Raw genomic sequence first — 24,147 nt, 5'->3', positions numbered from 1 at the left:
CGCGGTGCTAGACTGCCGCCGCTTCCCTTTCGCCATTTTCGCCCCGCAGGCCCGCATAAGGATTCACCGTGAGCGCAAGCATCTTCTGGTACGACTACGAAACGACTGGCATCGACCCGCGCAGTGACCGACCGCTGCAAGTTGCCGGCATTCGAACCGATGAAGCGCTGAACGAGATTGGCGAGCCGGTGAACCTGTATTGCCGGCCCAGCGACGACATCCTGCCGCACCCCATGGCCTGCCTTATCACCGGTATTACCCCGCAAACACTAGCCAGCAAGGGCCTGGATGAAGCCGATTTCATGACCCGCGTGCACGCTGAAATGGCCGCGCCCGCCACGTGCAGTGCCGGCTACAACAGCTTGCGCTTCGACGATGAGGTCACCCGCTACAGCCTGTACCGCAACTTCTTCGACCCTTACGCCCGTGAATGGCAAGGCGGCAATAGCCGCTGGGATTTGATCGACGTGGTGCGCACCGCCTATGCGTTGCGGCCCGAGGGCATTAATTGGCCGCAAGAAGAACAACGCGTCAGCCTCAAGTTGGAGCGATTAACCGCTGCCAACGGCATTGACCACGGCCAAGCGCACGATGCGTTGTCGGATGTGCGCGCCACCATCGGCCTGGCCAAGTTGGTGCGCAGCGCACAACCAAAACTGTACGACTACCTCTATCAACTGCGTAGCAAACAGAAGGTGCTCGACCAAGTTCGTCTTTTGCAACCGATGGTGCATATATCTGGCCGTTTCTCTGCGGCGCGTAATTACTTGGCGGTGGTAATGCCGCTGGCCTGGCACCCGCGCAATCGCAATGCCCTGATTGTTTGCGATTTGCAGAGTGACCCCTCGCCATTGTTGGAGCTTGACGGCGAAAACTTGCGCCGGTTGCTTTACACCCGCCGCGAGCAATTGGCTGAGGGGCAATTGCCGGTGCCGCTGAAACTTGTGCATATCAATCGTTGCCCCGTGGTAGCGCCCATGGGCGTGCTGCGTGAAGAAGATAAACAGCGCCTGCAGCTGGATATGGCAACAATCGAACAGCGGGCTGAGCAATTACGCGCCAGCCAGGCAACTTGGCAGGAAAAATTGCAAACGGTTTATGCCGCTGACGAATTCACCCCCAGCGAAGATCCGGAACAACAGTTATATGACGGTTTTATAGGCGACCGTGATCGGCGCTTGTGTGAACAAGTGCGCACTGCTGAACCGCAACGATTAGGCCAGGAACAATGGCCGTTCGATGATGCGCGACTGCCGGAACTATTATTTCGCTACCGCGCGCGGAACTTTCCTCACACCCTTACGCCCGCCGAACAAGAGCAATGGCGCTTATTCTGCCAGCAGCGTTTAAGCGCGCCACAATGGGGCGCGCCCAATACCCTGGCGGCGTTCGACAGCGCTTTGCAGCAAGCTTGGGGCACGGCCGACGCCGCGCAACAGGCAGTGCTGCAACAGTGGCAGAACTATGCGCTGGGCTTGCGCCAGCGTTATGAGCTGCTCTAGGCATAAGAAAAATCAGACAATAAAAAACGCCGGCATAAGCCGGCGTTTTTTTCATGTCTCGCTGAGCAATCTGAAACGCACTCGCGTGGATTGCAGATTGGCCAAGCTGCATTAGTCGAGCAGAGTTGCCCAGCCTTCAACGGCTGCAGCGCCCCACTTGGCTTTCCACTCTTTCAAGGTTTTGTGGTTGCCACCTTTGGTTTCGATGACTTCACCGGTGTTCGGGTTTTTATATTGCTTAACTTTACGAGCACGCTTGCTGCCAGTGGCTTTAGCGGCACGTGGTGCTTTGCTGGATTTAGCATCTGGATCGAGCATGGCAACGATGTCACGCAGCGATTTCTGGTATTCGCCCATCAGCGTGCGCAGTTTGCCTTCGAATTCCAGTTCTTTTTTCAGCTTGTCATCCTGCGAGAGGTTTTTCAGGCGCTCTTGCAGTTCTTTGATGGCTTCTTCTGTTGCGCGGTATTCATTGATCAGAGACATGGGCGATACCTTGAATCGGAGGTCGGGGGGTTAGTGTTGGTGATAATAGTCACGCACTTAATACAAGTAAACATGTTTGAAAAGTTTTGCCTGAATTAGTTTCAAGTCTATTGCGTTCGTTGTGTAAGACCAACCGCACGCTAAATAGTTAATGTGCGTTCGCGTTACTCGGGTTTAAATCCCTGCACTGTGCAGGGCCATATGCACGCCGCGCCAAGGTGCGTGCGCCACTGCTGAAGTTTTCCCGCGCTGTCGCTAGAATGGCGGCCTTTGTGAGTTTCTGGAGTTCCCGCATGCGCACTTTTCGCTTGGTAATCGCCTGCCCCGACGGCGTCGGTATCGTTGCCAAGGTCAGTAACTTTCTGGCGACCTATAACGGTTGGATCACCGAAGCGAGTCATCATTCGGATAACCAAAGTGGCTGGTTCTTTATGCGCCACGAAATTCGCGCCGACTCGCTGCCCTTCGATCTCGAAGGTTTCCGCCAGGCCTTCGCGCCCATCGCCAAACAGTTCTCGATGGAATGGCGCATTACCGATTCCGAGGAAAAGAAACGCGTGGTGCTGATGGCCAGCCGCGAGTCTCACTGCCTGGCCGATTTGCTACACCGCTGGCACAGCGATGAGTTGGACTGCGACATTCCGTGCGTGATCTCCAACCACAACGACCTGCGCAGCATGGTCGAGTGGCATGGCATCCCCTTCCATCACGTGCCGGTCAATCCGCTGGATAAAGAGCCTGCGTTCGCCGAGGTGACCCGCCTGGTGCGGGAAGTGGGCGCCGACGTGGTGGTGCTTGCCCGTTACATGCAGATTCTGCCGCCGGAGTTGTGCCAAGAATTTGCCCAACGCGTGATCAACATTCACCACAGCTTCCTGCCGTCGTTTATCGGCGCCAAGCCGTATCACCAGGCCTCGCTGCGCGGCGTGAAGCTGATTGGCGCGACCTCGCATTACGTCACCGAAGAGCTGGATGCCGGCCCGATCATCGAGCAAGACGTAGTGCGCATCAGCCACCGCGACAGCATTGAAGAGCTGGTGCGCCTGGGTAAAGACGTGGAAAAAATGGTGCTCGCCCGTGGCTTGCGCTATCACTTGGAAGATCGCGTGCTGGTGCACAACAACAAAACCGTGGTGTTCGATTAACCCTTGCGAGGCAGCCCATGAGTGATCCCCTCGACCGCGCCACTTCCACCGCGCCCGCCACGTTGGGCGAGGGCTGCCTGAGTCGCTACGACCCGGAAGCGATGGACGAAGAAACCGGCACCGAGTTTGAAGAGGCGGCCAGGCTGTGGGAGCAACTGCATCCAGAGTCGGATAAAAAGCCTGACGCTTGAGGGGGGCTGAGTTGGGCGTCGCTGCGCAGCGACGCCCAACGGCGAGAACGCGTTAAATCCTGAAACTATCCACCAACTGTTTGAGCCGCGTGGCCTGCTGTTCCAGGTCACCACACGCACGCAAGGTGGCGTGCAGGTTCTCGACACCTTCCTGGTTGAGCATGTTGATCTCGCTGATGTCCATGTTCAGCGATTCCACCACCGAGGTTTGCTCCTCGGTAGCAGTAGCGACCGATTGGTTCATGCCGTCGATTTCGCCAATGCGCTGGGTCACGCTGCCCAGGCGCTCGCCGGCGCGGTTGGCGATTTCCACGCTTTCTTCGCTGTAGCGCTGGCTCTCGGTCATGGTGGTCACCGACTCACGCGAGCCCACTTGCAGCTCTTCGATCATCTTTTGAATTTCCTGCGCCGATTCCTGGGTGCGGTGCGCCAGGTTGCGCACTTCATCGGCCACCACCGCAAACCCGCGCCCGGCTTCACCGGCCCGCGCGGCCTCGATGGCGGCGTTGAGCGCCAGAAGGTTGGTTTGCTGGGAGATGCTCTTGATCACTTCTAGAATCTGACCGATGTCGACGGTTTTGCCGTTGAGCGTTTCGATGTTGCCGCACGAGGTGCGGATTTTGTCGGACAGCTCGTTCATCGCCAGAATGGTTTTCTCCACCACCTGACGCCCGTCTTCGGCCAGCACTTTGGCGTCCGACGCTTGCGTGGAGGCGTCGGCGGCGTTGCGGGCGATTTCCTGCGCCGCTGCACCGAGCTGGTTAATCGCCGCCGCGACGCTGTTGGTGCGGTTGGCTTGCTCGTCGGAGTTCACCATCGAGGAGTTGGAGGCATTGACCACCAGCTTCGCCACTTCATTGACCTGCGCCGTGGCCGAGGACACTTCCCGAATCGAGCTGTGAATCCGCTCGACGAACTGGTTGAACGAAGAGGCCAGATCGCCGAACTCGTCATTGGACTGCACAGCCAGGCGCTTGGTCAGATCGCCTTCGCCTTGAGCGATGTTACGCATGGCGCCAGCCATCACGTGCAGCGGTTGCATCAGCACGCGAATCAGCATGCCCAATAGGAACAGAATTCCGACCACGGCGACGATGGTCATGATGATGGCCGAGGCGCGAAATTCGGTGAGCATTGAATACGCTTTGGCTTTGTCGACCGACAGCCCCAGGTACCACTTCACCGACGGCAGGCCGTTCACCGGGGCAAAGGTGAGAATGCGCGCTTCGCCATTGGCCTCGGCTTCGCTGATGGCGCTGCTGATGCTCGGCGTGTTGGTGGGGTAGAGGTCTTTGAGGTTTTTCATCACCAGATTTTTGTCTGGGTGCACCAGGATCTTGCCGTCGGCGCTGACCAGAAAGGCGTAGCCCATGCCGCCGAAGTCCAGGGAGTTGATGATTTTCACCAAGGCATTAAGGCTCAGGTCGCCACCGACCACACCGGCCGTTTGCGCGGGCGTGGCGATGGTAATGATCAGCGCGCCGGTGGCGGCATCCACATAGGGTTCGGTCAGCGTGGTGGTGCCGGCGGCCATGGCGTCTTTGTACCAAGGGCGCGTGCGCGGATCGTAGCCGGCGGGCATTTCGCTGGTGGGGCGCATGATGAATGAACCATCGGCGCTGCCCAGGTAGGTGAAGTCGAAGGTGGATTTTTGCGCCTTCTGCTCCAACAGTTTGGCCACGGCATCGGGCTCGCTGTTGGCGGCAATGGTTTGCGCCGTGCTCTCCACCAACACGATGCGCCCCGCCAGCCAGTTCTGGATGTTGCTGGCCGTCACCTCACCCATTTCTTGCAAATAGTTGTTTAAGTCGTCCCGGATGGCATTGCGTTGCAGGTAATCGTTGTACAGCGTGAATAGCGCGAATGCGGCGATCACCACTAACGAGGCCGCAAGCAGAATCTTGTGGCTGAACTTCAGGTTTTTGGTCATGGCTTGTTGCGTCCGGTTGGCGCTGGCGCCAGTCTTGGCTGGCTAGCAGGCGTGTGTCGATCGACTCGGCTCCGTGTCTTTTTTTATGTCGGCCACACTGCATTAAAGCTTTAAATCAGGAGAGCGAAATGCCAGGGCATAACGAATTCTTTCTCGGCGCCGATCCGGCCGGGCAACCGGTGGCGCAGGCGATGCGTTTGGCCAACCGTCACGGCCTCATCGCCGGTGCGACCGGCACCGGCAAAACCGTGACCTTGCAGCATTTGATGGAAGCGTTCAGCGACGCTGGCGTGGCGGTATTTGCCGCTGACATCAAGGGCGACTTATGCGGCATCGGTGCAGCCGGCGCGCCGCAGGGCAAGGTGGCCGAGCGCATCGCCAGCATGCCCTGGCTCAACCACACGCCGCAGGCCTACCCCGTTACCTTGTGGGATGTGCACGGCAGCAGCGGCCATCCGCTGCGCACCACGTTGAGCGAGATGGGGCCGCTGCTGCTGAGTAATCTGCTTGAGCTGAGCGACAGCCAGCAAGCCGCGCTCTACGCCACCTTTCAAGTGGCCGACCGTGAAGGCTTGTTGCTGCTGGATTTGAAAGACCTCAAAGCCATGCTCAATCACCTCAAAGAGCACCCGCAACTGCTCGGCGATGACAGCGCGTTGTTTACCAGCGGCTCCAGTCAGGCGCTGTTGCGCCGCTTGGCGGTACTGGAACAGCAGGGCGCCGATGCCTTGTTTGGCGAGCCGGCGCTGCAACTGGAAGACATCCTTCACCCCGACGCCGACGGCCGTGGCCGCATTCATCTGCTCGACGCCAGCCGGCTGGTGCACGAAGCACCCAAGGTATACGCCACCTTTCTGCTGTGGCTGCTGGCCGAGTTGTTCGAGCAACTGCCCGAGCGTGGCGATGCTGATAAACCGCTGCTGGCGCTGTTCTTCGACGAGGCTCACCTGCTATTTGCCAACACGCCCAAGGCGCTGCAGGAACGATTGGAGCAGGTGGTGCGGCTGATTCGCTCGAAAGGCGTGGGCGTGTATTTCGTCACCCAATCGCCTAGCGACCTGCCCGATGACGTACTCGCGCAGTTGGGGCTGCGCATTCAGCACGGCCTGCGCGCTTTCACCGCCAAAGAGCAGAAATCCTTGCGCGCCGTCGCCGATGGGTTCCGCAGCAACCCGTCGTTCGACACCTTGAGCGTGCTCACCGAGCTGGGCATTGGTGAAGCGTTGGTCAGTACGCTGGAGGAAAAGGGCACGCCGGCCATGGTGCAGCGCGTGGCCATTGCGCCGCCGCAGTCGCGTATCGGGCCGCTTACCGAAGCTGAGCGCGCCGGGTTGATTCGTCAGTCGCCGCAAGCCGGGCGCTACGACAAGCCCATCGACCGTGAATCGGCTTACGAGCGTCTCACCACGCGCGCCGCCGCCAGTAGCGAAGCGCAAAACGCGCCGCCTGTGGATGCAGGCAAGAGCGGTGGCAGCTTCGCCGACATGGCGGGCGAGTTGCTCGGCGGTGTCGCCGGTCAGGCGTTGAAAAGCGCAGCACGGCAAGCGGCCAATCAAATTGGTCGCGAATTGGTGCGTGGCTTGTTGGGTTCGTTACTTGGAAAGAAACGCCGCTGAAGCACTTGTTTATCGGCGCACTTTATAAAGGTGCGCCGTTAAACGTCGGTGTCTTTAGCCGACTCCAGACGGGCTTGATGTTCTTTTTCAATCTTTTCCATTTCTCGCTCAAACGCTTGATCGAGAACATTGGAGCGTTTGCGCCATGGCTTGCGTTCAGGTTCGGGCTGGGCGGCATAGGTCACAACTTCTCCGCCATAAACTTCCGTATAACGCTGCGCCTGGCGCTCAAGTTCGGCGCGCAGTTCGTCTTTGGTCACGTCGTGTCTCTGCTCATGGTTAGGGCCACGCCGCATGCGTGCAGGCATTCGCTGCAGGAGCGGCTGGCACCAGGGAGCGCAAGGCTGCGCTTGGTTTTATCAACTTATTTTCAAAAAATTCAGCCAAAACAATAAGTTGGAATGGCTGGCTGGGCTGGCCAGAGGGGCGACGGTATTCCGTCGTGAGGACGATATAGTCAGGCGCAATTAAAAATCTATGCGCTAAAAATGATTAAGGGACATTCACCAGAATGTTAGCCAAGTTCCCCACCTAAGTTAGGAAATAGCACGCGCAACTTAGTGGAGTTGTTGGGGCGGGCGCTAACGGCGTCAATCCAATAAGGCGGCGCCTCGTTTAAACGAAGCGGATTGACGCTGCGTTATTAGCGCCGTCGGGTGTCACGGTTTCAGTTCTTTAATTGGCTGGCGAATTGGCCAATGGCATCCACCACTTTCTGCGCGCCGTCTTGAATCTCCACAATAACCGCGCCGGCTTCATTCGCCAGGCCCAAGCCTTGTTCGGCTTGTTGCCGGCTGCTGGCCATACTGCCCACTGCCGTTTGTGCCAATTGCTGGTTTTTCTGCACCACCTCGACAATTTCTTCCGCTGCCTGGCTGGTGCGGCCGGCCAGTAAGCGAACTTCATCGGCCACCACGGCAAAGCCACGGCCTTGCTCGCCGGCGCGCGCGGCTTCAATGGCTGCGTTCAGCGCCAACAGGTTGGTCTGGCCCGCGATACCGCTGATGGTTTTGATAATGGAACTGATCAGCTGCGACTGTTTATCCAAGGCCTCGATGCCTTCGGCCGCTTCCTGAACCTGCTGGGTAATCTGGCGCATCACGTCCACCGTCTGCTGCACCACGGAGGCGCCTTTCTGCGCGCTCAAGTCGGTTTGCTGCGAGGTGCTGTAAGCAATGTTGGCGGCCTCGGCGACGGCAATTTCCTGGTTAACCTGATCGGAAATAACCGTGGCGAATTTCACCACTTTGTACAAATGGTCATGGGCGTCATGCACCGGGTTGTACGACGCTTCCAGCCACACCGGACGGCCCATGGCATCCACGCGCTTGAATCGGCTGGCCACGTATTCGCCGCGATTGAGCTTGGCCCAAAAGTCTTTGTAGCCCGGGCTATTCACTTCCTGCGGATCACAGAACATGGCGTGGTGTTTGCCCTTGATCTGCTCAAGGCTGTAGCCCATGGCGTTGAGGAAGTTGGGGTTGGCGGTGATGACTTCGCCCTTGAGGTTGAACTCGATCACGGCAGTAGAGCGCAGCAAGGCGTTGATAATGCCTTCGTGTTCCTTGGAGGTTTCGATGGTTCGAGTCAGGTCATTGGCAATGACCGTGAAACTCTTCAATTTGGCCTGGCTGCTGCGGCTGGGCTGCAAAATCAGCCGCAACCAGGCCTCATGGCCGTTTCCGCGCAGCAGGCGGTAAGCGCCGGCCAGATGATCGCCTGTTTGCAGGGCGTGTTTGATGCGGCGGTAGTTTTCTTCGCTGCGAAAACTGTGCGGAAAGAACTCATCCAATGGACGGCCAATCAACTGCTCGGGACGATAAAGCATTTCCTTGAGGAAGTTCTCGTTGGCATAGGTGATGACGGCGCTCGTATCAACTTCGAGAACGAGCATCTCCTCATTAAGCGATTGTTTGATTTGCTGCGTGCGGGCCACTTCTTCTTCAAGTTCGGCCAGTCGTTCTTTGAGCTGCTTATTGAACATGCTGTGTTACCCGCGTGTTAGATGTGCATTCCATTTGCTTTTAGGTCGGCACGGCAGAATGTTCCTGAAGCGTAGAAGATAAAAAAAACTCCGGCATGAGGCCGAGCCAAATTGTTCCGGTCGCGCTTTACCGCTGCCCGGGGCAAGGCTCGCCGGAAAACGCCTCATCCGCTGCGACACCTGTCGCATCACCTGTTGCGCCGGTGCGACACCTGCCCGCACAAGTCGAGCCACGTAAGTTTGCTGCAAGCCGCAGCATGCTTGGGCTGCACGCCGGTATGGCAGCGCTGGCACAGCCGTTGCTCCAGTCCCTTTCGTCAGCAGCGCGACGCTGCGGCTTCTAATAAGAACTGGAGATTCCACGATGAATCAGATTGGCCTGCAGCGGTGCCTATTCGCTTCCCTGCTTCTGAGTGCGGCTATTAGCGGCCACGCCCTGGCGACAGACAAACCCGCCGCCGTCGATGGCGCGCGCATCAGCGCGGCCGACAGCGAGCCCGGTAACTGGATGACCACCGGCCGCACCTACGACGAACAACGCTACAGCCCATTGAAGAAAATCAACGACGGCAACGTCGACAAACTCGGCCTCGCCTGGAGCTACAAGCTGGACATCGACCGGGGCGTGGAGGCCACGCCGATCATCGTCGACGGCGTGATGTACACCACCGGCCCGTTCTCCATCGTCTACGCCCTGGACGCTCGTAACGGCAACTTGCTGTGGAAATACGACCCGCAGTCGGACCGCTCCCGCGCGGGTGAAGCCTGCTGCGACGCCGTGAACCGGGGCGTGGCGGTGTGGAATGGCAAAGTCTATGTCGGCGTGCTCGACGGCCGTCTGGAGGCCATCGATGCCAAGACCGGACAAAAAGTCTGGAGCGTCGACACCCGCACCGACCCCAGCCGCAGCATCACCATCACCGGCGCACCGCGCATCGTCAAAGGCAAGGTCATCATCGGTAACGGCGGCGCCGAGTTTGGCGTGCGCGGCTATATCACCGCCTACGACGCTGAGACCGGCAAGCAAGACTGGCGCTTCTTCACCGTGCCCGGCGACCCCAAAGAAATGCCCAAGGGCAAAGGCATGGAAATCGCCGCGAAAACCTGGTTTGGCGACAACTACGTCAAGCAGGGCGGTGGCGGTACGGTATGGGATTCGATGTCTTACGACCCCGAGCTGAACCTGTTGTACATCGGCGTCGGCAACGGCTCGTCGTGGAACCCGCGCATTCGCAGCGAAGGCAAGGGCGACAACCTGTTCCTGTCCTCCATCGTGGCCATCAACCCGGACAACGGCGAATACGTCTGGCACTACCAGACCACCCCTGGCGATGCCTGGGACTACACCGCCACGCAGCACATCATGCTGGTGGACCTGGAACTCAACGGCAAAAAACGCAAGGTGCTGATGCAGGCGCCGAAGAACGGTTTCTTCTACGTGATCGACCGCGAAACCGGCGAGCTGCTGTCGGCGAAAAATTTCATTCCAATCAACTGGGCGACCGGCATCGACATGAAAACCGGCCGGCCGATTCGTAACGAGAAAGTCGCCGAATACTGGAAAGACCCCGAGAAAAAAGCGCGCCTGATTCAGCCCGCTTTCTGGGGCGCCCACGACTGGCAGCCTATGTCGTACAACCCCACCACCGGGCTTGTGTACATTCCGGCGCACATCATGTCGGCCATGTACCAGGACGTTGACGGCGCGCCGCCGCGCTCCAAGTTCAAGAGCATTTATCAGCTCGACGTGAACACCGGCATGATGCCCGAGGACCCCGAAGGCCTGCGCAAAATCGCTGACACCTGGACCGGCAAACTCATCGCCTGGGACCCGGTCAAGCAAGAGGCCGCGTGGGAAGTGCCGTACACCACCATCTTCAACGGCGGCACGCTGAGCACGGCCGGCAACCTGGTATTCGAAGGCACCGCCAATGGCCGCGTGGTGGCGTACAGCGCTGACAAGGGCAAGAAAGTGTGGGAGCAACCGGCCAACACCGGCGTGATGGCCGCACCGGTGACCTATGAAGTGGACGGCGAGCAGTACGTAACCTTTATGGCCGGCTGGGGTGGCGCGTTTTCGACCTTTGCCGGTGCGTTGTCGCTGCGTGCCGGGGTGAAACCGAACGCGCAAGTGCTCACCTACAAACTCGGCGGCACCGCCAAGTTGCCCGAGCTGAACGACCGCTTCGCCGACCGCAAACCCGAGCCACCTGAGCTCACCGGTACCACCGCACAGATCGACCAGGGCCGCGAACTGTTCAACGCCAGTTGCTCGCAGTGCCACGGCATCAACGCCATCAGCGGCGGCGTAGTGCCGGACCTGCGCACCCTGAGCAAGGAAAACCACGAGCGTTTCCTCGGCATCGTCTACGGCGGGCGCATTCCGGACGGCATGCCTTCGTTCCAAGGCCACCTCGATATTCAACAGGCTGAAGCGGTGCACCAGTACCTGATCAAGCGCGCCTATGACTTGCAAGAACAGCAGGCCGCCGCGAAGAAAACCGCCAGCAACTAATCCGTAAACCCGTCACCACGCAGACGCTCGCCCCGGCGGGCCGATGCGTGGACAGGAGAGAACGCATGAGCAGCATCGTTACCTACGAGAACTACATCGATAATTCCTTTATCGGCAGCGAAGAACTGATCGAAGTATTCAACCCGGCCAACGCCGAGCTGCTGGCCCGCGTGCCGCAAGCCACTAATGTACAAGTGGAACGGGCCATCGCTGCCGCGCGCAAAGCGCAAAAGGGCTGGGCGGCGAAACCGGCCATCGAGCGCGCCGGCTACCTGCGCCGCATCGCCCAGAAAGTGCGCGACAACGCCGAGCGCCTGGCGCGCATCATTACCCAAGAGCAAGGCAAGGTGCCCGGACTGGCGATGGTGGAAGTGAACTTCACCGCCGACTACCTCGACTACATGGCCGAGTGGGCGCGCCGGTTGGAAGGCGAAGTGCTGACCAGTGACCGCGCCGGTGAACACATCTTTTTGCAACGCAAACCCTTAGGCGTGGTGGCCGGCATTCTGCCGTGGAACTTCCCGTTCTTTCTGATCGCTCGCAAGATGGCGCCGGCACTGATTACCGGCAACACCATCGTCATCAAGCCCAGTGAAGAAACCCCGATCAACTGTTTTGAATTCGCCCGCCTGGTGGCCGAGACCGACCTGCCCACGGGCGTGTTCAACGTGGTGAGCGGCACCGGCGCTGGCGTCGGCCATGCGCTGACCACCCACGCCGGCATCGACCTCATCAGCTTTACCGGCAGCGTCGCCACCGGCTCGCGCATCATGGCCGCTGCCGCGCCGAACATCACCAAGCTCAACCTGGAACTGGGCGGCAAGGCCCCGGCTATTGTGCTGGCCGACGCCGACCTGGAACTGGCGGTAAACGCCATTACCGCCTCGCGGGTGATCAACACCGGGCAGGTGTGCAACTGCGCCGAGCGGGTGTACGTGGAGCGCAAAGTGGCCGATCAATTTATCGACAAACTCGCCAGCGCCATGGCCGCTACCAGGTACGGTGATCCGTCCGCCGAGGCGGACCTGGACATGGGCCCGCTGGTTAACCAGATCGGCCTCGACAAAGTGGCGCAGATGGTCAGAACCGCGAGCGGGCAGGGCGCGCAGATCATCACCGGCGGAGCGGTGGCCGATCTGGGCAAAGGCTTCCACTACCAACCGACCGTGCTGGCCGGCTGCACCGCCGACATGGAAATCATGCGCAAGGAAATTTTCGGCCCGGTGCTGCCGGTGCAGATTGTCGACGACCTCGACGAAGCCATCGCCCTGGCCAATGACAGCGAATACGGCCTGACGTCCTCGCTCTACACCCGCAACCTCAGCGCCGCGATGAAAGCCAGTCGCGAAATCGACTTCGGCGAAACCTACATCAACCGCGAGAACTTCGAAGCCATGCAGGGCTTCCATGCCGGCACGCGTAAATCCGGCATCGGCGGCGCGGATGGCAAGCACGGGCTGTATGAATTCACCCACACGCATGTGGTGTACATCCAGGAATAACCGCGCCGCAATAGACTAGGTAAGCAGTGCTTTGGCGGGTTCACGTTTCGGCGTGCGCCCGCTTTTTTTGGTTTTTGCGTTTTCAAAAGTCGCGGCATGTTTGCCAATACGCCGGTCATCCCCGCGCACGCGGGGATCCAGAATTTTGAGCCGCACGCACCTGCGGAAAATGTGCAGCATCGTGCGTGAGCTCTACGTGCGATGGCCTTGGCGGAAGATCAAAGCATCGCGGCTAAAGCCGCTCCCACAGAGGGCGGAGTAGCTTCTGTGGGCGGCATCCCTGTAGGAGCGGCTTTAGCCGCGATGCTGTTGATCCGTGCACGAATCCAATCGCGGCCAATCGGAATGCTGCAGATGATCAAAAATATCGCGGTCAATACACAGCAATATGCGAATCCGCCCGCGGCTCCGTGCCACCGCACAGCACGCCCGTATCCGGGTCGCGCAGGATGATCTGGCCGCGACCAAAGTCGGTCAGGTCATGGGCAATTTCCACCTGATGCCCACGCCGGGCCAAGGCAAACGCCAGGTCGCGAGAAGCGCCTTGTTCGATGCCGACTTTCATCTCGCCCAGCCATTGCCAGCGCGGGGCGTCCAGCGCCGCTTGCGGGTTAAGGCCGAAGTCGACCAAGTTCATCACCATTTGCACGTGGCCTTGCGGCTGCATATAGCCGCCCATTACGCCGAACGGCCCGAGGGCTTGGCCGTCTTTGCTGAGGAAGCCGGGAATAATGGTGTGAAAGGTTTTCTTGCCGGGCGCCAGGCTGTTGGCGTGGCCGGGGTCGAGGCTAAATTCCGAGCCGCGATTTTGCAGAGAAATGCCGCTGTCGGGCAGCACCACGCCAGAACCGAAGCCGTGATAACAACTCTGGATAAACGAGACCATGTTGCCCTCGGCATCCGCCGTGGCCAGGTACACCGTGCCGCTGGCGTGCGGGTCGCCATGCAGCGGCGGTTGGGCACGGTCGCTGATTTGTGCGCGACGGCGCTCGATGTAGCCGGGACTCAGCAATTGCTCGACCGCCACGCGCATATGCTCGGCGTCGGTGATGTGGTGCAGGCCGTCGCTGTAGGCCAATTTCATGGCCTCCAATTGGCGGTGCCAGGTGCGCTGGCTGTCGCGCTGGTCGAACTGAAAGCCTTCGAGGATTTTCAGCGTCATCAGGGCGATCAGGCCTTGGCCGCTCGGGGGAATTTCCCAGACATCCACGCCCCGGTAATTCACGCTGATCGGCTCAACCCACTTGGCTTGGTAACCGCTTAGATCACTAGCGCGCAGGTAGCCGCCGGTGGCTTCGGAATGCGCGGCCAGGCGCTGGGCAATGCTGCCGCGATAGAAGCTTTCGCACCCTGTGGCGGCCAGCTCGGCCAGTGTTTCGGCTTGTGCCGGGTTGCGAAACAGCTCGCCCGCCTGGGGCGCGCGGCCGTCGATCAAGAAGGTCGAGAACCAGCTTTCCAACACGGGCTGGCGCTCGGGGGTGTATTCGTCCAGCGCGGTTTGCCACTGATGCGCGACCACCGGCGACACCGGAAAACCGTCGCGCGCCAACTCGATGGCCGGTTGCAGCAGGTCTGCAAACGGCAACCGGCCAAAGCGTCGGGAAAGTTCTGCCCATGCCGCCGGACAGCCCGGCACCGTCACCGGCGCCCAGCCATACACCGGCATTTTTTCATGCCCCGCCGCCCGCATGTCCTCAATGCTCAACGCTTGCGGCGCATGGCCGCTGGCATCCAGGCCGTGCAGTTGGTTCTTCACCCACACCAGGGCAAAGGCGTCGCCGCCGATGCCGCAGCCCGTGGGCTCAACCACCGTCAGCGCCGCCGCCGTGGCGATGGCGGCATCGATGGCGTTGCCGCCGCGACGGAGCATTTCAATCCCCGCTTCGGCGGCCAGTGGCTGCGAAGCGGCGACCATGCCGCGCTTGGCAAACACGCTCTGGCGTTGCGAGGCGTAGGGGTATTCATGGGCAGAAAATTTCAACATGGGCAGAACTCATAAAAGGTAAAAACGGCGTCCGCTTATTTGCCGGACTTGATTCGTGTCCACTCGCGGGTGATGACGCGCTGAATCGCCGGCGGCAAATCCGCCGACACGAACAGCTTGGCAATCACTTCATCGCTTGGGTAAATGCCGGGGTTGTCGCGCACGGCAGGGCTGAGCAGGGCGGTCGCGTCCTTGTTCGGGTTGGCGTAGCCGACGTAGTCGCTAACCGGCGCGATCACTTCCGGGCGCAGCAAGTAGTTGATCAGCGCATGGGCGTTCTTGGCGTTGGTCGAGTCTTTCGGAATGGCGATCATGTCGAACCACAGGTTGGCGCCTTCCTTGGGAATCACGTAGCGGATGTCGACGTTTTTGCCGGCATCCTTGGCCCGGGTTTGCGCCTGCATCACGTCGCCGGAATAACCAATGGCCACGCAAATGTCGCCGTTGGCCAGGTCCGTGGTGTATTTCGACGAGCTGAAGTAGGTCACCGACGGCCGCAGCTTTTGCAGCAGCGCCGACGCTTTTTTGTAGTCGTCCGGGTTTGTGCTGTTGGGGTTCATGCCCATGTAGTGCATGGCTTGCGGAATGATTTTTACCGGCGCATCAAGCATGGCCACGCCGCAGCTTTTCAGCTTGGCCAGGTTGGCCGGGTCAAATACCAGTGCCCAGGAGTCGACGGGCGCATCGGCGCCCAATGCGGCGCGCACTTTCTCCACGTTGTAGCCAATGCCCAAGGTGCCCCACATGTACGGCACGGCGTATTTGTTGCCGGGGTCGGCTTCTTCCAGACGCTGCATCAAACGCGGGTCGAGGTGCTTCCAGTTGGTCAGCAATTCACGCTGCAACGGCTGGTAGGCGCCAGCGCGAATTTGCTTGGGCAGAAACTGGCTGGACGGCACCACCAGGTCATAGCCGGAGTGCCCGGACAGCAGCTTGGCTTCGAGCATTTCATTGGTGTCGAAGACGTCGTATTGCACCGGCACGCCGGTTTCTTTCTCGAAGTTCTTCAGGGTGTCCGGGCCCATGTAATCGGACCAGTTGTAGAAGCGAATAGTCTGCTCCGCCGCCTGGGTGGCCGGCAGAATCGCCAGGGCGCAGAACGCGCCCAGCAGTGTGCGTGAAACGGAAAGGCGCAGGCTCATGCGGGTAATTCCTTCTGTTACGACGAGGAGAAAAGGGGGCCGTAGGAGCGAACTTGCTCGCGAAAGAAGTTGTGCGATTCAGCGACAAACCGCAGCGCCTGCTTCGCGAGCCAGCTCGCTCCTACATTGGGTTCATCTGTTCCAGAAACCGCGCCAGTTCCGGCACGGTGCCTTCGATGTGTTCACGCAATACCCGCTCGGCCAGTGCGGCGTCGCCGCTGCGGATGGCGTCGAGTATTTCGCTGTGTTCTTCGCGGGCGCTGGGCGCTTGTGCATGTTGCAGCCACAGGCGCATGGGCGGTTCGATGACCGAATACAGCGCGCTGATCTGGCGCATCAGCCGGGGCCGCTCGCTGAGGCTGCACAGGTATTCGTGGAACACGCGGTGGCGGCCGACCCACTCGGCGCTGTCGTCGCGGCACTCGTCCATTTCATCGAGCAGGCGTTCGAGCCGGTTCAAATGGCGCTCGGTAATCTTCGGCACCGCCACGCGCAGCGCTAAGCCTTCGAGGGCGCTGCGCATGTCGAACACTTCGTGTATCTCGTCCAGGTTCAAGCCGCTGACCACGGCGCCGCGGTTAGGGCGCATGGTCACCAAACCCTCGGCCGCCAGGCGGCGAAACGCTTCGCGCACGGGCATGCGGCTCATGCCGATTTCACTGGCAATTTCTTCCGACACCAGACGGTCGCCCGTGCGGTACTGGCCGGTGCAAATCGCGTTGAGAAGAAAGCTGTAAGCCTCTTCTTCGGCGGTCATGGGTTTGCGTTCGGCGTAGGAGGGGACGATGTGCATCGCGGTGCTCGCATGGTTTTTTGGATCCAATTATCCATAAAGCCATTGAATGCAGGATACGCGCCAGGGCTGCGTATTCTCCGTATCTTGCTGATTAGTAAGGAGTAAAGGCGGGAGAGGGCGGGCGGTAGGTGAAGGCGGTCGTCACGTTTTGGAGCGCAGCGTTACCGGAGTGCGCACTTTGTGAACGAAAACCCTCTCCCCGCTAGCGGGCAGAGGGGGCGGATTCACGGTGGAAAGAGACTCGAGTTTTAACCCGGATCGCGGAAGTTGGGGTGGCGGCCGCTGACGGGCACGGAGGTTTTCGTTGCGGTGGCGATATCGATGCCTTCGCTGGCGACTTCGGCGAGGAAATCAATCTGCTCCGGGGTAATCACATACGGCGGCAGGAAATACACCACGCTGCCCAAAGGCCGCAGCAACGCGCCGCGTTCCAGCGCGTGCTGGAACACTTTCAGACCCCGACGCTCCTGCCACGGATAAGGCGTTTTGCTGGCTTTGTCTTGCACCATTTCAATCGCCAGCACCATGCCGGTCTGGCGCACTTCGGCCACGTGCGGATGGTCCACCAAGTGCGCCGTGGCGCTGGCCATGCGGGCGCTGAGAGCGCGGTTGGCTTCGATCACGTTGTCTTGCTCGAAGATATCCAGCGTGGCCAATGCCGCCGCGCACGCCAGCGGGTTGCCGGTGTAGGTGTGGGAATGCAGGAAGGCGCGCAGGGTTTGGTAGTCGTCGTAAAACCCCTGGTAAATCGCCTCGCTGGTGAGCACGGCGGCCATCGGCAAGTAGCCGCCGGTGAGTGCTTTGGACAAACACAGAAAGTCCGGCGCGATGCCCGCCTGCTCACAGGCGAACATGGTGCCGGTGCGACCAAAGCCCACGGCAATTTCATCGTGAATCAGGTGCACACCGTAGCGGTCACAGGCTTCGCGCAGCAGCTTGAGGTACACCGGGTGGTACATGCGCATGCCGCCAGCGCCCTGGATCAGTGGCTCGATAATGACCGCCGCCACATCCTGATGATGCTCGGCCAAGGCCTGTTCCATATGGCCAAACATCACCCGCGAATGTTCTTCCCAACTCACGCCTTCCGGGCGCAGGTAGCAGTCGGGGCTGGGAACCTTGATGGTGTCCATAAGCAGGGATTTGTAGGTTTCGGTGAACAGCGCCACGTCGCCCACCGACATCGCCGCGATGGTTTCGCCGTGGTAGCTGTTGGTCAGGGTGACGAAGCGTTTCTTGCGCTCCTGGCCGCTGTTGCGCCAGAAGTGGAAGCTCATTTTTAACGCCACTTCGATGCCGGATGAACCGTTGTCGGCGTAGAACACACGGTCCAGGCCCGCCGGCGTGAGCTTGACCAGGCGCTCGGATAATTCAATCACCGGCTGATGGCTGAAGCCCGCGAGAATAACGTGCTCAAGTTGGTCAACCTGGTCTTTGATGCGCTGGTTGATGCGCGGATTGGCATGGCCGAACACGTTTACCCACCAGGAGCTGACGGCGTCCAGGTAGCGCTTGCCATCGAAGTCCTCGAGCCACACGCCCTCGCCACGCTTGATCGGCACCAGCGGCAATTGCTCGTGGTCCTTCATCTGCGTGCAGGGGTGCCAGAGCACCGCCAGGTCGCGTTGCATCCACTGATTATTCAGGCTCATTCGAAACTCCAGGCAGTCAAGACAGCTGTACAGACGCGGCCAGGCAAACTCTGGGCACGCAAAGCAGGACAGCAGCCTATGCAATGGCGCGCCGGTGAACAACCGCAAACCGCCCGCGCCTGGCCCAGGAACCAGCCAAGCCGACGGGCTTGGCTGGTTCCTGGGCCAGGCGCGGCGTATTCTGCGCGCCATCAAAAGAGCGTTCCGCTGCCTGCGGAACGGATGTAAGGAGTCGTTTATGTTGCGAACCGGTTTGCGCGCCTTGGCGCTGCTGGCAATGGGTGTGTTCAGCGTGGCGGCCACTGCCGCCGACAAGCCAGCGGCCACCAAGCAGCCCACGGCCATTGTGGTGGGCGCCGGGTTGGCCGGTTTGACCGCCGCCTACGAGCTGCAACAAAAGGGCTGGCAGGTCACGCTGCTGGAAGCCAAACCGAGCATCGGCGGGCGCTCGGGCCTGGCTACCAGCGAATGGATTGCCGGCAAGAAAGTGCAACCCACGCTCAACAGTTATCTCGACACCTTCAAATTGCAGACCCTGCCCGCGCCGGAGTTCGTGCGTAACCCCAGTTACCTGATTAATGGCGATTACTTCACCGCCGCCGACCTGGCCACCAAGCAGCCGGAAACCGCCGAAGGCTTGAAGCGTTTCGACAAAAGCCTCGACGACTTGGCCGCCTCCATTACCGACCCGATGAACCCGGCCGCCAACAACACCCTGTTCGCCCTCGACCAGATCACCGTTGCCAAGTGGCTCGACAAACTCGCGCTGCCGCCCACCGCGCGCTTGCTGGTGAACCAACGCATTCGCTCGCGCTACGACGAACCGTCGCGCCTGTCGCTGCTATACCTCGCCCAGCAAACCCGCGTTTACCGCGGCGTAGACGACCGCGACCTGCGCGCCGCGCGTTTGCCCGGTGGCAGCCAGGTGCTGGCGGCGGCGTTTCTCAAGCAAATCAAAACCATCAAAACCAACGCCAAGGTCTCGGCCATCAGCCAGGACAAAGACGGCGCCACCGTGAAAGTGGGCAGCGTCGGTTACAGCGCCGACTACGTGGTGCTGGCCGTGCCGCTCAAAGCCCTGGCACAAATTCAGCTGACCCCGGCGCTGGACGCCGCGCACCTTGGGGCCATCAAAGGCACCAATTACGGCTGGCGCGACCAGATCATGCTCAAGTTCAAAACCCCGGTGTGGGAGAGCAAGGCGCGGCTGTCCGGTGAAATCTTCACCGATCAGGGGCTGGGCATGTTGTGGATCGAGCCTGCGGTAAAAGGCGGCGCCAATGTGGTGATCAACCTGTCAGGCGACAACGCCCGCGTGCTGCAGGCATTTGGCGATAAACAGATGGTCGATCAGGTGCTGATTCGCCTGCACGCGTTCTACCCGAAAGCGCGTGGCGCCTTCACCGGCTATGAAATCAAGCGCTACAGCACCGACCCCTCCACTGGTGGTTCGTACCTGGCGTACGGCCCGGGCCAACTGACGCGCAACTGGCGGCTGTGGGAGCAACCGCTGCAACGCGTGGTGTTTGCCGGTGAGCACACCGATGCCTTGTACCCCGGCACTCTGGAAGGCGCCCTGCGCAGTGGCCAACGCGCCGCCAGTCAGGCGCAGAGCTTGTTGGCCGGCACTTTTGTCGACCCCACCAAGCCGGTGGTGGCCCAAGCCGCGCCTGAGAAGAAACCCGCCAAAGAGGGCGACGACAAGCCCGGCTTCTTCTCCAAACTGTTCAACTGATGCACATCGCCCGCGCAAGGCGGGCGACGGTGGCTTTGTCAGCGGCGCGCAGGTGCGCTGACAGAGCCACGCTATCAACACAGCACATACGCTCTATTAGACCTCCTCCCATAGACGGCTAGTCTTGCACTGCGCCGTTTCGTTGCGGCGCCGTTTCACTGATGAGGGGACTCAGAGCCCTCACCCGCGCAGAGCGGTAACGACCCCAGGCCCGCCCCGATCACACTGACCTGTGTATCAGCGTTCCTAGCCACATTGGCTGGAGCCGGATTACTCGACCTTATTAAGGAAGAACACCATGTCGACTGAATCAAAATGCCCGTTCAACCACGCCGCTGGCGGCGGCACCACCAACCGTGATTGGTGGCCCAATCAGTTGAACCTGAAAGTGCTGCATCAACACTCGGCAAAATCCGATCCGCTGGGGGAGGACTTCAACTACGCCAGCGCCTACAAAAACCTCGACTTCGCCGCAGTCAAACGCGACCTCGAAGCTGTGATGACCAACTCTCAAGACTGGTGGCCGGCCGACTTCGGCCATTACGGCCCGCTGTTCGTGCGCATGGCCTGGCACAGCGCCGGCACCTACCGCACGGGCGATGGTCGAGGCGGCGCCGGTTCCGGGCAGCAACGCTTCGCCCCGCTCAATAGCTGGCCAGATAACGTTAGCCTCGACAAAGCACGCCGCCTCATCTGGCCCGTGAAGCAAAAGTACGGCAACGCCATTTCCTGGGCCGACCTGATCGTGCTCACCGGCAACGTGGCGCTGGAATCCATGGGCTTTAAAACCTTCGGCTTTTCCGGTGGCCGTGCCGATGTCTGGGAACCGGACGAAGACGTGTACTGGGGTACCGAAACCGTGTGGCTGGGCGGCGACAAGCGCTACGGCAAAGCCAGCAAGGAAGTTGAAGAACCGGGCCAAGGCGACTTGGTGGCGGAACCTGCAAAACGTCCGGAGCAGGAAGGCCGTGAGCTGGAACGCAATCTGGAAAACCCGCTGGCCGCTGTGCAGATGGGCTTGATTTATGTGAACCCGGAAGGGCCGGAAGGCAATCCCGACCCGGTCGCCTCGGCCCGCGACATTCGCGAAACCTTTGCCCGCATGGCCATGGACGACGAAGAAACCGTGGCGCTTATCGCGGGCGGTCACGCCTTCGGCAAAACCCACGGCGCCGGCCCCGCCGATAACGTGGGCCCGGAACCGGAAGCGGCTGGCCTGGAAGAACAAGGCCTGGGCTGGCGCAACGCCTTTGGCAGCGGTAAAGGCGGCGACACCATCACCAGCGGCCTGGAAGTGACCTGGACCTCCACGCCGACGCGCTGGAGCAACGAGTACCTGGAAAACCTTTTCGGCTTCGAGTGGGAACTGACCAAGAGTCCTGCCGGCGCCCATCAGTGGCAACCCAAAGGCGGCGCAGGCGCGGGCAAGATTCCAGACGCCCACGACCCGAGCAAACGTCGCGCGCCGTCCATGCTCACCTCCGACCTGGCGCTGCGCTTCGACCCGGCGTACGAAAAAATCTCCCGCCGTTTCCTGGAAAACCCACAGCAATTGGCCGACGCGTTCGCCCGCGCCTGGTTCAAGTTGACCCACCGTGACATGGGCCCGCTGGCCCGCTATCTGGGCCCGGAAACACCGCGCGAAGAACTGCTTTGGCAAGACCCGATTCCAGCGGTGAACCATCCGCTGGTCGATGCCAGCGACGTGGCTGCGCTGAAAGACAAAGTGTTGGCTTCGGGCCTGAGCGTGGCACAACTGGTTTCTACCGCTTGGGCCGCTGCTTCTACTTTCCGCGGCTCGGACAAACGCGGCGGCGCCAACGGCGGACGCCTGCGTCTGGAACCGCAGAAATCCTGGGCCGTGAACCAGCCGGCGCAGTTGGCGCAGGTGCTGGGCACACTGGAGCGCATTCAAGGCGAATTCAACGGCGGCCAGGTCGGCGGCAAACGAATTTCCTTGGCGGACCTGATCGTACTGGCCGGTAACGCAGGCGTTGAGCAAGCAGCGAAGGCCGCCGGGCAGACCGTTGCCGTGCCGTTCGCACCGGGGCGCATGGACGCCTCGCAAGCGCAGACCGACGTGGAATCGTTCGGCTTCCTTGAGCCCATCGCCGATGGCTTCCGCAATTACCTGAAAGGCAAGTACACCGTCTCGGCGGAAACGCTGCTGGTGGATAAAGCGCAGCTGCTGACGCTCACCGCGCCGGAAATGACCGTGTTGGTTGGCGGTTTGCGGGTACTCGGGGCCAACGTCGAGGGCGCCCAGCATGGCGTGCTCACCACGCGTCCGGGCGTACTGACCAATGACTTCTTCAGCAACCTGCTGGACATGGGCGTGGAATGGAAACCGGCGTCGGCCACCACCTTCGAAGCGCGCGAGCGCAAGACAGGGCAAGTGAAATGGACCGGTACGCGCGTTGATCTGGTGTTCGGCTCCCACGCGCAGTTGCGCGCGATTGCCGAGGTGTACGCCAGTGCCGACGGCCAGGCCAAGTTCGTGAAGGACTTCGTCGCGGCCTGGACGAAAGTGATGAACCTGGATCGCTTCGACCTGCGTAGCTGATCAAGCCCACGCACCACCCGGCGCCCCCTTTGCTCTCGCGGCAAAGGGGGCGTTTTTTTGCGCGTGAATAGCTGAATTCTAGCGCTGCGTCAGACGATGGCGCGGCGGTCTTCCCACCTGACTGCGCGCCCCAGGCGCTCGTTTTTTTGGCTGCGGTTGTCCAGGCTCAATGGCACGGTTTTACCGGGTTTTACTCAATAGAAAATATTCCATTGACGGAATATTAATAAAGGTGGAAAGTCGCCATGGCTTGGGATGTTGAATACACGGATGAGTTCGGCGCGTGGTGGAAGGGGTTGTCGGAAAAGCAGCGGGAGTCGTTGGACGCTTCGATCGGTTTACTGGTTGAGTGCGGGCCGTTTCTGGGCTTCCCCCATAGCAGCGGCGTGTCGGGCTCGCGCCATAAACACATGCGCGAATTGCGTACCCAACAAGGCGGCAGGCCACTGCGCAGCTTGTATGCATTTGATCCCAGGCGGTGCGTCATCCTCTTGGTTGGCGGTGACAAAACAGGTGCTAATCGCTGGTACGCCACGAACATTCCGCTGGCGGATCGGCTCTATGACAAGCACCTGCTTACGGTGAAAAAGGAGACCGCAACACATGGCTAACAAATACTCAGAACTGCGTAAAAACATGTCGCCCGAGGCGCGCGCGCGCGCCGAAGCGAAAACGCGCGAAATGCTCGCGCAAATGCCGCTACACGAATTGCGCCAGGCGCGTGGGTTGTCCCAACAGTCGCTCGCCGAGCTGTTGAATGTTCAGCAGCCCTCCATTGCGAAAATGGAGCGGCGCACCGACATGTACATTTCCACCCTGCGCAACCACATCGAGGCCATGGGCGGACAGTTGGAAGTGATTGCGCGATTTCCAGAAGGCGCCGTGCGCATCAGCAACTTCGCTGATCTCGATGACGAAGCGCTTAACCAGGCGTAACCCAGAGACGTCTCGTACGAATGAGGCCAGTTCATACACGACGGGGGCAGTGTTCCCACCTCACTACCGTCCGCGTGCACTCATGTTGACCTAGGGCGATGGGCTAGGCTCGCCGATCAATTCATTTCGCTTCGAGCCCGCTTCATGACCAGCAAGTATTCCACCCGCAGAACCAAGCTGCTGCCTCCCTCCCAGGCACGCGCCGAGGCCACGGCCAAAGTGATGCTCGCCATTGGCCAGTCGCAGCAGTCACTTACGAAAAACCTCGGGCTGCCCCCGGCGGCCGTGAACAAAATGGAGCGTTACACCGACATTTACCTGGCTACGTTGCGCCAGCATATCGAGGCCATGGGTGGCCAGTTGCAAGTGATAGTGCGCTTCCCAGAAGGCGCGGTGCGGCTGAGCAATTTCATCGACTTGGAAAACGAGGCCTACCAACCCGATGAGTCCAACCTGTCGTTTGGCTGA

17 protein-coding genes and 3 pseudogenes are annotated in these 24,147 nt (G+C 60.4%); 11 read left to right on the top strand and 9 right to left on the bottom strand.

Going from position 1 to position 24,147, the window contains the following annotated elements; translation table 11 throughout:
• Positions 1–68 precede the first annotated feature (68 nt).
• Positions 69–1,502 (top strand): exodeoxyribonuclease I, encoded by a 1,434-nt coding sequence (gene sbcB / locus ACZZ0Q_RS17725; protein WP_463541372.1) that lies wholly within the window; start codon positions 69–71, stop codon positions 1,500–1,502.
• A 111-nt stretch (positions 1,503–1,613) separates the two neighbouring features.
• Here sbcB and mvaT read toward each other — a convergent pair whose 3' ends face one another.
• Positions 1,614–1,988: a histone-like nucleoid-structuring protein MvaT gene (mvaT, locus tag ACZZ0Q_RS17720; protein WP_122492674.1), complete on the bottom strand. Its 375-nt coding sequence runs from the start codon at positions 1,986–1,988 to the stop codon at positions 1,614–1,616.
• A gap of 293 nt (positions 1,989–2,281) precedes the next feature.
• Here mvaT and purU point away from each other — a divergent pair, with 293 nt between their 5' ends.
• Together purU and ACZZ0Q_RS17710 are read left to right on the top strand one after the other, a co-directional pair.
• The gene (gene purU, locus ACZZ0Q_RS17715; RefSeq protein ID WP_463541373.1) at positions 2,282–3,133 is read left to right on the top strand and encodes a formyltetrahydrofolate deformylase; all 852 of its coding nucleotides are present in this window, start codon (positions 2,282–2,284) and stop codon (positions 3,131–3,133) included.
• Positions 3,134–3,150: 17 nt separating this feature from the next.
• Positions 3,151–3,324 carry a hypothetical protein gene (locus ACZZ0Q_RS17710; RefSeq protein WP_163016505.1) on the top strand — a complete coding sequence of 58 codons (174 nt, stop codon included), beginning with the start codon at positions 3,151–3,153 and terminating at the stop codon, positions 3,322–3,324.
• A gap of 52 nt (positions 3,325–3,376) precedes the next feature.
• Here the strand turns inward: ACZZ0Q_RS17710 and ACZZ0Q_RS17705 are convergent, their stop codons facing one another.
• A complete protein-coding gene (locus tag ACZZ0Q_RS17705; RefSeq protein WP_463541374.1) occupies positions 3,377–5,254 on the bottom strand; it encodes a methyl-accepting chemotaxis protein in 1,878 nt (625 codons plus the stop codon).
• Between the two features lie 128 nt (positions 5,255–5,382).
• Here ACZZ0Q_RS17705 and ACZZ0Q_RS17700 point away from each other — a divergent pair, with 128 nt between their 5' ends.
• Positions 5,383–6,870, top strand: coding sequence for a helicase HerA-like domain-containing protein (locus ACZZ0Q_RS17700; RefSeq protein ID WP_463541375.1), 1,488 nt, complete (start codon positions 5,383–5,385; stop codon positions 6,868–6,870).
• Between the two features lie 38 nt (positions 6,871–6,908).
• On the opposite strand, the gene ACZZ0Q_RS17695 is transcribed toward ACZZ0Q_RS17700, so the two are convergent.
• The 3 genes and pseudogenes from ACZZ0Q_RS17695 to ACZZ0Q_RS17685 form a co-directional block, all read right to left on the bottom strand.
• A complete protein-coding gene (locus tag ACZZ0Q_RS17695) occupies positions 6,909–7,130 on the bottom strand; it encodes a hypothetical protein (RefSeq protein WP_463541376.1) in 222 nt (73 codons plus the stop codon).
• 407 nt (positions 7,131–7,537) lie between these two features.
• A pseudogene (locus tag ACZZ0Q_RS17690) lies at positions 7,538–7,972 on the bottom strand (methyl-accepting chemotaxis protein); the annotation flags it as partial.
• 123 nt (positions 7,973–8,095) lie between these two features.
• Positions 8,096–8,764 (bottom strand): annotated as a pseudogene (locus ACZZ0Q_RS17685) (PAS domain-containing protein); the annotation flags it as partial.
• Positions 8,765–9,218: 454 nt separating this feature from the next.
• On the opposite strand from ACZZ0Q_RS17685, the gene ACZZ0Q_RS17680 reads away from it, so the two are divergent.
• On the top strand, positions 9,219–11,369 hold the full coding sequence (locus ACZZ0Q_RS17680; protein WP_463541377.1) for a PQQ-dependent dehydrogenase, methanol/ethanol family: 2,151 nt from the start codon (positions 9,219–9,221) through the stop codon (positions 11,367–11,369).
• A gap of 65 nt (positions 11,370–11,434) precedes the next feature.
• Positions 11,435–12,871 carry an aldehyde dehydrogenase gene (gene aldA / locus ACZZ0Q_RS17675; RefSeq protein ID WP_463541378.1) on the top strand — a complete coding sequence of 479 codons (1,437 nt, stop codon included), beginning with the start codon at positions 11,435–11,437 and terminating at the stop codon, positions 12,869–12,871.
• A 373-nt stretch (positions 12,872–13,244) separates the two neighbouring features.
• On the opposite strand, the gene ACZZ0Q_RS17670 is transcribed toward aldA, so the two are convergent.
• The 4 genes from ACZZ0Q_RS17670 to ACZZ0Q_RS17655 form a co-directional block, all read right to left on the bottom strand.
• Positions 13,245–14,855, bottom strand: coding sequence for a gamma-glutamyltransferase family protein (locus ACZZ0Q_RS17670; RefSeq protein ID WP_463541379.1), 1,611 nt, complete (start codon positions 14,853–14,855; stop codon positions 13,245–13,247).
• Positions 14,856–14,890: 35 nt separating this feature from the next.
• On the bottom strand, positions 14,891–15,997 hold the full coding sequence (locus tag ACZZ0Q_RS17665) for a polyamine ABC transporter substrate-binding protein (protein ID WP_463541380.1): 1,107 nt from the start codon (positions 15,995–15,997) through the stop codon (positions 14,891–14,893).
• A gap of 121 nt (positions 15,998–16,118) precedes the next feature.
• Positions 16,119–16,790, bottom strand: coding sequence for a GntR family transcriptional regulator (locus tag ACZZ0Q_RS17660; RefSeq protein ID WP_463541381.1), 672 nt, complete (start codon positions 16,788–16,790; stop codon positions 16,119–16,121).
• Positions 16,791–17,041: 251 nt separating this feature from the next.
• Complete coding sequence (locus ACZZ0Q_RS17655; RefSeq protein ID WP_463541382.1) at positions 17,042–18,445, bottom strand: adenosylmethionine--8-amino-7-oxononanoate transaminase; 1,404 nt, start codon at positions 18,443–18,445, stop codon at positions 17,042–17,044.
• Between the two features lie 238 nt (positions 18,446–18,683).
• Here ACZZ0Q_RS17655 and ACZZ0Q_RS17650 point away from each other — a divergent pair.
• The 5 genes and pseudogenes from ACZZ0Q_RS17650 to ACZZ0Q_RS17630 all read left to right on the top strand — a co-directional run.
• Positions 18,684–20,174 (top strand): annotated as a pseudogene (locus ACZZ0Q_RS17650) (flavin monoamine oxidase family protein); the annotation flags it as partial.
• A gap of 304 nt (positions 20,175–20,478) precedes the next feature.
• Positions 20,479–22,743 carry a catalase/peroxidase HPI gene (gene katG / locus ACZZ0Q_RS17645; RefSeq protein ID WP_463541383.1) on the top strand — a complete coding sequence of 755 codons (2,265 nt, stop codon included), beginning with the start codon at positions 20,479–20,481 and terminating at the stop codon, positions 22,741–22,743.
• Between the two features lie 245 nt (positions 22,744–22,988).
• Positions 22,989–23,354, top strand: coding sequence for a type II toxin-antitoxin system RelE/ParE family toxin (locus tag ACZZ0Q_RS17640; RefSeq protein WP_463541384.1), 366 nt, complete (start codon positions 22,989–22,991; stop codon positions 23,352–23,354).
• Complete coding sequence (locus ACZZ0Q_RS17635; protein WP_463560797.1) at positions 23,347–23,679, top strand: XRE family transcriptional regulator; 333 nt, start codon at positions 23,347–23,349, stop codon at positions 23,677–23,679. Before ACZZ0Q_RS17640 ends, ACZZ0Q_RS17635 begins: the two co-directional genes overlap by 8 nt.
• Before the next feature lie 144 nt (positions 23,680–23,823).
• Positions 23,824–24,147: a helix-turn-helix domain-containing protein gene (locus ACZZ0Q_RS17630; RefSeq protein WP_122492660.1), complete on the top strand. Its 324-nt coding sequence runs from the start codon at positions 23,824–23,826 to the stop codon at positions 24,145–24,147.

The organism is Pseudomonas sp. AC070 (assembly GCF_979258635.1).
The sequence above is the reverse complement of the archived record's forward strand: the minus strand, read 5'-3'. Positions and strand labels throughout refer to the sequence as shown.